This is a genomic window from Microcystis sp. M079S1, from assembly GCF_020246425.1.
Classification (GTDB): Bacteria; Cyanobacteriota; Cyanobacteriia; order Cyanobacteriales; family Microcystaceae; genus Microcystis; species Microcystis aeruginosa.
Window position 1 is genome coordinate 1 of record NZ_JADBSZ010000278.1, and the last position, 11302, is coordinate 11302.

An 11302-nucleotide genomic window follows, 5' to 3' on the forward strand; every position below is an offset into this window, starting at 1 on the left:
AGCAGGGTGTAGGGTGTAGGGTGTGGGGTGTGGGGTTTTACCGATTTTGAGGGGGTCAATTACCTAATTTTCAGGGAAAAAGTACCTGAATTTCCCCCTGATCACTCCCATGCCAGGCACTTTTGGATTTCAAAAAGGTCGAAAAGTCTTATCCAACAAGGTTTTTAGATTTATTCAGCAAACCCTATGTATTGCTTAACTTATGCTTGGTTGTGGAGATAAGATAAAATTGTCGCCTAAACTTGTTCTCAACTCAGGGAAGGATAAATCTTAGGGATTTCTTCGGGAGTACCAGCGCAATAAATCTATTGATAAAGAATAGTTTCAATGCCAATCCGCAGACCTTTGAGCCGAAGGAAATGTTGGGATTAACCAGGATTTGTTATAATTAATCTTAATAGACAGTCGCTCGAGAGAAACAATATGTTAAATGCAGTGGAATTTAAAGCCAAAATCAAACAAGGTATCATCGAAATTCCCGAAGAATACCAACAGGACTTGAGGGAAGACAGCGAAGTTCAAGTTATTGTGATCAAACAAAATAAAAAAATATCAACCACTGGAATCATTGCCCAATTAACTCAGAAACCCGTTGCTGTTCAAGGTATTCGTCAATTAAATCGGGAAGAAATTCATCAGCTATAATTATGACCAATTCTCTTTATTTTTGTGATTCTAATATCTGGCTCTACCGTCTTTTAATAGACCCAGAGTGTAACGATGCTGCAGAAAGGCGAAAACGCAATCTAGCGGCCGCTTTAACTAGCAGGGAAAATATCTTAATCAGTACGCAAATTATTAAGGAAGTTTGCGCTGTTTTATCCAAAAAAGCTAAAATAAGTGAAATTCAAATTAGACAAATTATTCAAGAATTTTACGATGGATGTCTTGTTATTCAACTCGATCGCAATATTATTTTAAGAGCCTCTGAACTCCGCACTCAATACAGTTTTTCTTTTTGGGATAGTTTAATTGTAGCTAGTGCCTTAGCATCCGAGGCTAATATTCTTTACTCTGAAGATATGCAGGATGGGTTAATAATATCCAATCAACTAACTTTAATTAATCCCTTTCGATCGAGTTGATTATCAGTGTGATATTATTAAATTACTCATTAAATCAATAGTGATGAATAGGCAACAAAAGCGAGTTTTATCCCTATTTTCTGGCTGCGGGGGAATGGACTTAGGATTAGAGGGAGGTTTTTGGGTACACCAAGACTGTGTTAATGAAAATATTCATCAAGATTGGATAGTAGAAAGACGGGAACCATGGCTAAAACTACCGCGCACTACTTTTGAAACTGTCTTTGCTAATGATATAACTAAGGCTGCTCATAATGCTTGGATTCCCTACTTTGAAAAAAGGGGTAAAAAGAATGTATTTCACTTGGGGAGTATTGTAGATTTAGTCAAACAAGCAGAAAAAGGAGAATTTCAGTTTCCCAGTAATATCGATGTAGTAACGGGAGGTTTTCCCTGTCAAGATTTTAGTGTTTCAGGAAAAAGAAAGGGGTTTAATTCTCACAAAAGTCACACGGGGAAACTGCTAGACGAGAGTGAAGATAGTTTTCAGGACAATCGCGGGAAACTCTATTATTGGATGAAAAGAGTTATTGAATTAACCTTACCTAAAGTTTTTATTGCTGAAAATGTTAAAGGTTTAATCTCCTTGGCTAATGTTAAAGATATAATTGAAGATGATTTTAGTGCCATTGGTAAAGATGGATATATAGTTATCCCTAAACTTCTCTTTGCTCCCGATTACGGAATTCCCCAAACTAGGGAAAGAATTATCTTTATCGGTTTAAATAAAACCTATTTAAAAGCGACAGCGATAGGACATCTAGAAAATCATGATATTTTTCCGCATCCAACCCATAAAGTTATTAAGCATCAATTAAATCTGTTTGAGTCAATATATCCTCTTAAAACTTACAGTACAGTGGGTCAGATATTATCAGGTTTAGAAGAACCAGAAGATGAGTTATTTGACCTCTCACAAAAAAGCTATTCAAAAGCTAAACATTATGGTAAAACTCAGGGACAAATCGAGGTTAATTTACAGGGTTTAGGTCCGACTATTCGCTCGGAACATCACGGTAATATTGAATTTAGGAGATTATCTTTAGAATTAGGGGGAAAGATAGTTAATGAGTTAGAAGCAGGGTTAAAAATGAGACGTTTAACTGTGCGGGAATGTGCGAGAATACAGACTTTTCCCGATGATTTTCAATTTGTGCGTCCACAAAATAAGGGAGATGAAAAATATTCACTTTCGGCTACGGATGGTTACAAATTAATTGGTAATGCTGTCCCACCTTTGCTTGCTTACCACATTGCTAGACACCTAGAACATCAATGGGATTATTTGTTTGAAGATATTTATTCAGTCAGCAAAAATTTATGTGTAGCATTGCCTTAATAATTGGGTGCATCTCATTTTTATAAATCTACTAAGTTGGGGTTTTTAAAGGGAACCTCTCTTTGAAAATTGGGCGTTACTTTCGATTTTATGACTCAATCCAAGCTTTTGGGGGGTTCTACCCCCCAAACCCCTCGCGCATTTGCTTTTCGGTGAGATGCTTACACGCAGTTGTTAATATACTTGTACCAATTTAAGATTCACCAATAATTGCCGATTGTCGCTATTTCTGCAAATGTGAGATGCAGCCTTAATAATTTCTGCTAATAATGTTTCTATACTTGCCATGGTTTACTAATCCTAAATTGAGAAAACAAATTATAATCTTTTTAGATGAACGTAGGTTGGGTTGAAGTATGAAACCCAACGCCCGCTCATGTTACGCTACCGCTAACCCATCCTACAAATAATTGTGCCTCCCTACTTAATTGGGCATCAACTCCTCAAAATCACAACTTTACACCTCACCCTTAAGATAACTGCCATAACCTGAGTTCGGAATCAGGGAAAACTGCAAAATTTCCCTAACCCGAACTAACCTTGATTACAAAACCTTATGGGTGTGAGAATGTTGTTTGACGTTATCCTCCGTCCGCACCACATGAACAGCATTCAAGATGCGTTTTTTCTCTAGAGAAAAGTTTAAATCGTCTTTTTGGCTGCCCAAGGGGATTAACCCTTGCAGATGGGGTTGATTTTTGTAGGTGCGAGTGGCCGCAATCGCCCTTTCGACAAAATTCTCGCATAATTGAGCATTATCGGGGAAATTACTGGGTATTTGAGGATTATCGTCCTGAAAAACCTCTCCTAAAGCCATGGCGCGGGCAAATTCGTAGGAAGTGGGAATTCCTTTGACAATTGCCTCTAGGGCCGCCGAGGGAATCGGTTCTAACACCGCCACTTTTTCTAATTCTCCCTCCTGTTTGAGAAAACAAATCGCTAAACCGAATACACAATAATCATCTTTTGTCAAGTCAGAAATGTTTAAGAATTGTGTCGCTGTGGCCATTATTTTGATCCTGAGTCGCTCTTTATTTAATCTTGGGGGCGATGAGCGATCGAATCAAGGTTTTTATTAAGAGATATGAAGGAGAAAAATTTAGCTGGGTTGGGCCGCGCTAACCCACCCCAATACGGAAAAAACTGAGAACTGTTAGACTAGAAACCAGCAGATTAACTGATAAACGAGCTTTATGTCACCCACTCTACTCATCTCCAAAGAACTCCCCACCCTGAAATATAATCCTAGTCTGGAGCGCTTTGATAGCTCTTGGGCGGCCCCTTTGTCCACTCTCCTAGGACTGGGACGGGCTGCCGGGGCAACTTTTATCGAATTTTTCCTCGAAAGAGTCAACTATATCAGTTGTTTAGCCGAAGATGACACCATCACCAGTCTCTCACCGAAACTATCTACAGGGGCAGGAATCCGCCTTTTTCGCGGTAAAGCTGATTGTTATGTCAGTACCAATGATTTAAGCTTCCAAGGCTTAAAAAATGCCCTAGAAAAAGGTTTATCGATTCTCGGTTTAAACCTACCCAGTCCTAACGCATATATTCCCGAAATCAATCTGGAAATGTTCCGGGATTATGCCACGGTCAAAAATAAAGATATTTGGCTGAATAATTGCAGTTCTTTGCGAGAAATGGGTGATATTCTCCTAACTGCTAACGTTCAACTCAATCAGAAAGCCTCTCACGTCCAATCTCGTCGCGCCGCTTATTTTCGCGATTGGCAAGAAATTTTAGTTGCCGCTAGTGATGGCACTTTTGCCCGGGATATTCGCCTCACCCAATCGGTGGGCTATAATCTCCTCTGTGCCGATGGGACTAATCGTTCTAGCATTGGTAAACGGGTGGGTAGTACCAGTAATCCCGATTTTCTGCGGACGTGGAATGCCGAGGAATCGGCGGCAGAAGTAGCCGAATCGGCGGGTAAAATGCTTTACGCTGACTATGTAGAATCCGGCAGTTATCCCATCGTCATGGCCAATGAATTTGGCGGTGTTATCTTCCACGAAGCCTGCGGTCATTTGCTAGAAACTACGCAAATTGAGCAAAAAACCACGCCCTTTCTCGATAAAAAAGGCGAAAAAATCGCCCACGAAAACCTGACGGCTTGGGACGAAGGATTATCCGATAAAGCTTTCGGTACTATCGATATGGACGATGAGGGAATGCCGGCCCAGCGTACTCTCCTAATTGAAAATGGTATCCTAAAAAACTTCATTGCCGATCGCACCGGTTCAATTAAAACCGGTCATCCGCGCACAGGTAGCGGTCGCCGTCAAAACTACACCTATGCCGCCGCTAGTCGGATGCGGAATACCTACATCGCACCTGGGGAATATACCCTCGATAATCTCTTTAATTCCATCGATAAAGGCATTTATTGCAAAAAAATGGGCGGTGGTAGTGTGGGGGCGACCGGGGAATTTAATTTCGCCGTCGAGGAGGCCTATCTTATCGAAAATGGCAACCTGACTAAACCCCTGAAAGGCGCGACTTTAATCGGTTCAGCCAAGGAGATTATGAATAAAATCTCTATGTGTTCCCAAGATTTAGGACTAGCGGCGGGTTTTTGCGGTTCCGTCAGTGGTAGCGTTTATGTCACCGTTGGTCAACCCCATTTAAAAGTCGATTCTATTACCGTTGGCGGTCGTTAATCATGACTTTAGTAATTCTCTACTATTTCCTCATTGCCATCATGATAGTGGGGATAATTGGCGAACTGCTGCCCGCTGTCCCCGGCATGAGTTTGATTTTAATCGCCATGCTGGTGTGGGGTTTTGTCACCAAATTCGCGGGGATGGGGGTCGCTTTAGCCGTTGCCTTTGTTATCCTTCTCCTCAGTCTGGGGGTGGAATTCCTCGCTAGTTATCTCGGTGCCCAAAAAGTTGGGGCTAGCAATTGGAGTCAAATCGGTCTAGTAGTGGGTTTATTAGCGGGAATATTCGGGCTTTTACCCGCTTTACCCATTGGCGGCCCGATTATTGGCCTATTTGTCGGTCCTGTGGTGGGGGCTTTTGTCGGAGAATACGCCTATCGTCGCGATTTGGAATTAACCCCCCGTTTGCAACAATCCCTAAAAGTCTGTGTCGGTATCGTCGTCGGCACGGTTATCGGTCACGTTGCCAAAGCTATGCTGGCCACGGCCGCCGTTATCGTCTTTATTGTCACCACTTGGCCCAATCTCTCTTCAGTTATCAGTTTTCAGTTTTCAGTTATCAGTTTTCAGTTTTCAGTTTTCAGTTATCAGGTTTCAGTTTTCAGTTTTCAGTTTTCAGATTTGAGTTCTTTGTTTTTCAATTAATCAGCCATTTTTCTGATAAATATCACTTTTATCTAGCTGACTGCTGATGGCTGACCGCTCAATTCTACATTCATCTCATTTCTGACCAAATCTATGCCAAAAGTTGAAGATATCGCCCAAATCGCTAATTCTAGCGCCCAAGCTTTAGGAATTGCTAAATACGACATCTATGGTTCTTCTGTCGATGAAACCGATGTGGATGTGTTTCAAGGGGAACCCAAACAGGTACAAGCTTCCAATCGTTCCAGCGTTATCGTTCGCGTCTGGAATCGGGATAATCAAGTCGGTGTCACCTCGACCACCGATGTGGACCCGGTGGGACTGCAATTAGCCCTGAAAACCGCCCAAGAAGCCAGCTTTTTTGGTGTTAAGGAAAATGTCCCCGATTTTAGTCCTGCTGCCACCGCACCCACCACAGAAGTGGCCAGCGAAATGTCTAATCAAGCAGCTGTATCCACTCTCGTCGATAAGTTATTAGCCGCCGAAAAATCCCTACTAGCGGCCCATCCGGCTATTGCCAGTGTTCCCTATAACGGTTTGGGACAACAGCAGGTCAGACGTTTTTATCTCAATAGCGACGGGGCAATGCGTCAGGAAGCGCGTAGTTATGCCAGTGTGTATTTATACACCAAAACCGAACAGGAAGGCAAAAAACCCCGCAGCGCTGGTGCTTTTCGGGTGAGTCCGGGCCTGGAAAAATTAGATATCGATGGTTGCATCGAGGAAGCGATTACCAAAACTGTTAGCCATCTGGACTATCAACCGATTACCACGGGTAAATATTTGGTGGTTTTTGCCCCCCGCGCCTTTTTGAGTCTCATAGGGGCATTTTCTAATCTGTTTAATGCCCAAAATGTCCTTGATAAACAGAGTCTTTCTACTCCTGAATCCCTAGGAACACAAATCGCCGCTACGGCCTTAAATTTGTGTGATGATGCCCTCCATCCAGCTAATGTTGCCGCAGAAACTTTTGATAGTGAAGGCACTCCCACCCGTCGTGTGGAATTAATTAAAGAGGGGATTTTGAGGAATTTTCTCCATAGCACGATTACCGCTAAACGGATGAATACAGAACCGACTGGCAACGGTAACATTGGGTCAAAAGTAACGGTTAGTCCCCATTTTTATCACGTTTTTGCTAGTGCTAATCAACCAAAAAGCTATTCTTTGGAAACAGCAGAAAATGTGGTGTTAATTGATAGTTTACAGGCACTTCATGCAGGAGTTAATTCTCTACAAGGTTCCTTCTCTTTGCCCTTTGATGGTTGGTTAGTGAACAAAAATGAGCGCGTTAGCATCGATTCCGCTACCGTAGCCGGGGATATTTTAACACTGCTGAAATCGATTGTTTATCTGGAACCGGAAGCAGTTATTACTCCCAGTGGTGTTTGTCCCTACGTTTGGGTAGCGGGTTTATCAATCACAGGAGAAGCTTAACACTATATCGGACCAAAAATAGGGGGTATTAACAAGGGTAATACCCCCGCAAGATGGATGCTAATTTTATAGTCGTGGGTAAGCTGTTGACTATGCAAATTACACTAAATCTGGTTATTAAAGACTGATTATCGATTCTCCCTTTTGTCTTTTGCATGAGTAGAAAACGGGTTTCTCCGAGAAACCCGTTTTCTGTGCGTTACTCAACGGATTTAGTATAAATCTGGTTATTAAAAACTGATTAGGGTTTGCGGCAAAAAGTACGGGCGAAGCATTCGGATAGAAAATCTACGGTTTCACCATAGGTTATTGCCCGAATGCTTCGCCCCTACAGGACGCGGGCCGATGAAGACCCAAGGTTTTGAACCACGATTCTCTCAAAATCTTGCACCTGTGGGAGCGAAACAGGACACTAAAACCCTTATCTCGTTTATATTTCACATTTATTCAGCTTTAGTATTACTCCTAATTAAGAACTATTTTTCAGCCGGGGGAAACCAATTATCATCTAATGTTTGTTCGAGGGATATATGAGCGTCTGAATTGAGGGAAAAAAGCTGAGAAACCGATTTAATCGCCACTGGATAAACTTTATCATACATAGCTGCTAATTCTGGCCGTAAGCTGGGACTATCTTCTAAACGATGCTGAATTTGGGCGCGAAAATTGACTATTTCTGCCGCCCAATGATTACCTGACCGTTTTTTTTCTTCTTGCCAATAAGCCAGCTTTAAAAGATGTTCGATAAGACGGGTTAACAGACTCATTAAAGCTCGTCTATCACTTTTTCCCATACTCTCGATTTCTTCAATTAAATTATCCCAATCTACCTGCTCAAAATTGCGCTCTCGTAACTGTTTTACCGTCTCTTTTAGCCATTGATTATAATCAGTTTCGTAGGCAGTTGACGACATAATTTAACTCTCCATAGAAAATTACTTAGTAGATTAAGAAAGGTTAATGGGTGTATCCATTGATAGATAGGGTTTTTCGGCTATTGTAGTAGATATCTATGGGGGAAATCCAGATATATTCTAGAACGTGAGGTGTGGAAACTGACGCGATTGCCCCTAAAAATGCCAGGTTTTGAGCGGTAGGGGCGAATTGCTCGCCGGTGTTCAAAACCTGGCACCTAATTTGAGATTTATTTAGCAGACCCTAATGAGCAATTATTTCTGCCCTTTCAACAAACTGATGATAGTATCCAGTTTCTCCTCAAGTTTTTGGTTTTCTTCCTCCAATTTAGCAATCTTATCCAACAGTGCTTGATTGTCACTGACTGCCGCAGCAGCGCGTAATTTACGCACATCCCGACCAAAGCCCATCAATGCTGGACGTTCCACATAAGTAACCCGGTGCAGTACCCGCCAGGCTTTATTGGGTTTACCTGCTTGGGCCTGACGCAAAGCCACCGCTTCCTCATCATTACTGCGTAACCATTCAGGATCGACTACATAGTTAAAGAAGTCGTGGAAGTGATTGCTACTGCCTTCTAGGTAGAAACTCATAAACCGATAGCGGTCTACTTTTTCCCCAGGCATAATCGGGCGATCGTTGTAGTCGGTAATGCCTTTATATTCCAAACCACTCAGATCTACATTCAACTCAAAACCCTTACTCCGAGCTTCAGTTTTGCTCATGGTTTGAGTTAAGTTGACCGTAGCTTGGGCGGTGAGTTCTACATCAACCCCCCCTATTGAGAATGAACTGTCAACTCCTAACCCGGCATTCAGACCAAAAGAGCCACCAATGGTATGTTCTACGGTATTGGCAAAGCTTTGGGCTTCAGTTCGCAGACCACCATCGGCATCCCAAACGTAGGTATTGACGATGTTGCGCTTACCTGCCCGAATTTGGATACTTTCCATCCGTTTCTGCCAGCCGGCAAAACTTTCTGTGGCTTGCACTCGTTTGTCTTGGTCAGTAATTTGGCTTTGAATCTCCGCTTGTTTAGCTTGAGCGGCAGCGCTGGCCTTGTCAGAAGCAGCAGCAGTATCTGCTTGAAATTGTTCGGCTTTCTGGTCTTGGGCTTTTTTCTTCTCCTCGTCAGTCATTTGGGTATTCGGTTTGTCTTCTTCCCGTTGTACTCCAATGGTGGTTGGTGCATCCCCACTGTCGATGTTTCGGTTCAAAGAGAGTTCATCGACTAAACGCACATTAAAGTTAGAAAAGTAAGATTCTCGGCGTTTATCTTCCGCTTCAATTTGGCGTTTTAAGTCATACGCCTCTTTCAAGCGATAGTAACTAGCGGGATAGAGAGAACCATACTGGCTACGCATTTCGGGAACGTGCTTGAAGAAGCGCTGGCTAGTAGCACTGCTGCCGGTCATCCCGTCCAAGCTACCGCTCATCGTGTAGGCAGGATTCATCAAAAAGGTGATGGTGTTGACATCTGGAGGAATGCCATCTACCGGCTGCACTTGGTAGCCGACCATTTTGCCACTGCGGGCCAGTCGGGTGACAAACACATCTGCCAAGGCTGAAACAACCAAAGCATAGCCAATATTCTTGGGAATAAATCGTGTCCCCAAATGGGGAAACTTAGTAGTTTCTTCGGGTGTGCCGCGTAGTTCCAGTTTATCGGTCATGCTCAGAGATGAACTCGAAGTAATGTTACTTTCATTTTGGAATTGGTAGCTGAAGTCAAAGTTGCCTTTAAAACCCACTCTGGCACTGCTGTCGATGGAAGTCCCCACACCCGCAGCTGTAGTGATAAAAGACATTGTTCCCCCTGCTCCAATAAAGGTATCAATTGTTGCTCCTAACCCAGCATCTTGCGATCGGTTCCAGCTAAACTCGACATCTTCAGACATGGTTAATTCCACAGAAGTCGCGCCATTGTAATCGTCTGACAAGGTTAGGTTTTCACTGGGTACGGGGGGTGGACCTTCGATATAACCCAACAAAGTCGGAGCAAATTGGGCGTTACCAATCCATTTCAGTTCTAAGGTTTCAATCCGCTTATCTGGTAGCAGGGTGACTCCATTGGTGGCAGGATAAGCAAAGAATCGCCGCATGATGGCCACCTTGGTTTTCGTGGATGATTCCACAGTCACGCTGCTGTACTCAGCAGAAACTAGGGCATCGGCACTAGGGAGATTGTCAATTTTGCCAATGGGTGCTGTACATCCCCACCAATTTGCCCCCGATACCGTGGCATGATTGCCATTACCGGAATAGTCGCGCACTTCCACTCCTGTGGCTTCACTCATGGGGTAGTAAGCCAACAAACCTGGTTCGTTGCCACTCAGAAGTAGGGTGCTGTTGATAGCAATTTCATCATCACTTAGGGCAACTTTCCAAACACGAACTTCTGCCAATTTACCGAACTGCTCACCTCGGATGAAGCTGGCAATAGATAGGGTTTGATCCTGCACGATGTTCGCTTCCACCACAGTGCCACGATTATTCGCCACTAGGTCTAGAACTCTTCTGGTAGCACCTTCGACTTGAATGAAATTAAAGGGATAATAGGCCACTAAATTCGCTTCTTTTCCACTAAGGCGTCGAGACATATTAGCCTTAATTTCTGCTTGGGTGCGGGCTGTATTCCAGATGCGGACATCGGTAATTTGGCCATGAAAAAATCTGTCACTAGACCAGTTACTTCTGCCAATATAGTTAATAGTCCGTCTCAGATTATTTGGAAGATGCACTCTGCCTGTTTGAATCCGCTCACCATTTTTATAAAGGGTTGCCATTCCTGAAGCATCAATGGTTGCGGCTAGGTGAATCCATTTTTTTGTTTCTAATGCACCTGTTGCTCTAACTGACTGTTCTGTGGATTGCCGATATACCCCAAAGTGGAGTGTGTTAGATGATCCGTCATTGGCAAGCAGGATATTTTCATTACCAGCACCATTGCCAAAGTCGATAATTCTGGACCAAGATTGGAAACTGTCATACCATACCCAAGCTTCCACCGACATTCCTTTAGATAAGTCATAGTTGATTTCCGGTAAAGATACACAATCATTTACCCCATCAAACTTGGTTCTTCGTTACTTGGTATGGTTCGATCAGGGGGCAGAAATCGGCTAAATCTTTATCTGGCAAGAGACTTAATTGATTAGCTCGTTCTAGATTGAAAACAATTGGCAAAAATCGAAGCAATGTCTTTCTATATAAGGG

General features: G+C 43.0%; 8 protein-coding genes and 1 pseudogene. 6 read left to right on the plus strand and 3 right to left on the minus strand.

Annotated features, from left to right (window positions below):
- Positions 1–423 precede the first annotated feature (423 nt).
- Genes IM456_RS18170 through IM456_RS18180 form a run of 3 tightly spaced genes read left to right on the plus strand, consistent with a single transcriptional unit; the run spans position 424 to position 2424 of the window.
- The gene (locus tag IM456_RS18170; RefSeq protein ID WP_149985981.1) at positions 424–645 is read left to right on the plus strand and encodes a hypothetical protein; all 222 of its coding nucleotides are present in this window, start codon (positions 424–426) and stop codon (positions 643–645) included.
- Positions 646–647: 2 nt separating this feature from the next.
- Positions 648–1085: a PIN domain-containing protein gene (locus IM456_RS18175; protein ID WP_287693587.1), complete on the plus strand. Its 438-nt coding sequence runs from the start codon at positions 648–650 to the stop codon at positions 1083–1085.
- Positions 1086–1128: 43 nt separating this feature from the next.
- Positions 1129–2424 carry a DNA cytosine methyltransferase gene (locus IM456_RS18180; RefSeq protein ID WP_287693589.1) on the plus strand — a complete coding sequence of 432 codons (1296 nt, stop codon included), beginning with the start codon at positions 1129–1131 and terminating at the stop codon, positions 2422–2424.
- Positions 2425–2968: 544 nt separating this feature from the next.
- Here the strand turns inward: IM456_RS18180 and IM456_RS18185 are convergent.
- On the minus strand, positions 2969–3433 hold the full coding sequence (locus IM456_RS18185; protein WP_002757789.1) for a hypothetical protein: 465 nt from the start codon (positions 3431–3433) through the stop codon (positions 2969–2971).
- A gap of 184 nt (positions 3434–3617) precedes the next feature.
- On the opposite strand from IM456_RS18185, the gene IM456_RS18190 reads away from it, so the two are divergent.
- The 3 genes from IM456_RS18190 to IM456_RS18200 all read left to right on the plus strand — a co-directional run bounded on the left by IM456_RS18190 (position 3618) and on the right by IM456_RS18200 (position 7171).
- Positions 3618–5087, plus strand: coding sequence for a TldD/PmbA family protein (locus tag IM456_RS18190; protein WP_012266273.1), 1470 nt, complete (start codon positions 3618–3620; stop codon positions 5085–5087).
- Positions 5088–5089: 2 nt separating this feature from the next.
- Positions 5090–5734: a DUF456 domain-containing protein gene (locus IM456_RS18195; protein ID WP_287693591.1), complete on the plus strand. Its 645-nt coding sequence runs from the start codon at positions 5090–5092 to the stop codon at positions 5732–5734.
- A 93-nt stretch (positions 5735–5827) separates the two neighbouring features.
- Complete coding sequence (locus tag IM456_RS18200) at positions 5828–7171, plus strand: TldD/PmbA family protein (protein ID WP_149985985.1); 1344 nt, start codon at positions 5828–5830, stop codon at positions 7169–7171.
- Positions 7172–7647: 476 nt separating this feature from the next.
- Here the strand turns inward: IM456_RS18200 and IM456_RS18205 are convergent, their stop codons facing one another.
- Positions 7648–8085: a DUF29 domain-containing protein gene (locus IM456_RS18205; RefSeq protein WP_271973175.1), complete on the minus strand. Its 438-nt coding sequence runs from the start codon at positions 8083–8085 to the stop codon at positions 7648–7650.
- A 255-nt stretch (positions 8086–8340) separates the two neighbouring features.
- A pseudogene (locus tag IM456_RS18210) lies at positions 8341–11145 on the minus strand (LamG domain-containing protein); the annotation flags it as partial.
- Between the last annotated feature and the right edge of the window lie 157 nt (positions 11146–11302).

Coding starts and splice junctions, on each gene's coding strand:
- IM456_RS18170 (WP_149985981.1), top strand. CDS start 424: ATGTTAAATGCAGTGGAATTTAAAGCCAAAATCAAACAAGGTATCATC.
- IM456_RS18175 (WP_287693587.1), top strand. CDS start 648: ATGACCAATTCTCTTTATTTTTGTGATTCTAATATCTGGCTCTACCGT.
- IM456_RS18180 (WP_287693589.1), top strand. CDS start 1,129: ATGAATAGGCAACAAAAGCGAGTTTTATCCCTATTTTCTGGCTGCGGG.
- IM456_RS18185 (WP_002757789.1), bottom strand. CDS start 3,433: ATGGCCACAGCGACACAATTCTTAAACATTTCTGACTTGACAAAAGAT.
- IM456_RS18190 (WP_012266273.1), top strand. CDS start 3,618: ATGTCACCCACTCTACTCATCTCCAAAGAACTCCCCACCCTGAAATAT.
- IM456_RS18195 (WP_287693591.1), top strand. CDS start 5,090: ATGACTTTAGTAATTCTCTACTATTTCCTCATTGCCATCATGATAGTG.
- IM456_RS18200 (WP_149985985.1), top strand. CDS start 5,828: ATGCCAAAAGTTGAAGATATCGCCCAAATCGCTAATTCTAGCGCCCAA.
- IM456_RS18205 (WP_271973175.1), bottom strand. CDS start 8,085: ATGTCGTCAACTGCCTACGAAACTGATTATAATCAATGGCTAAAAGAG.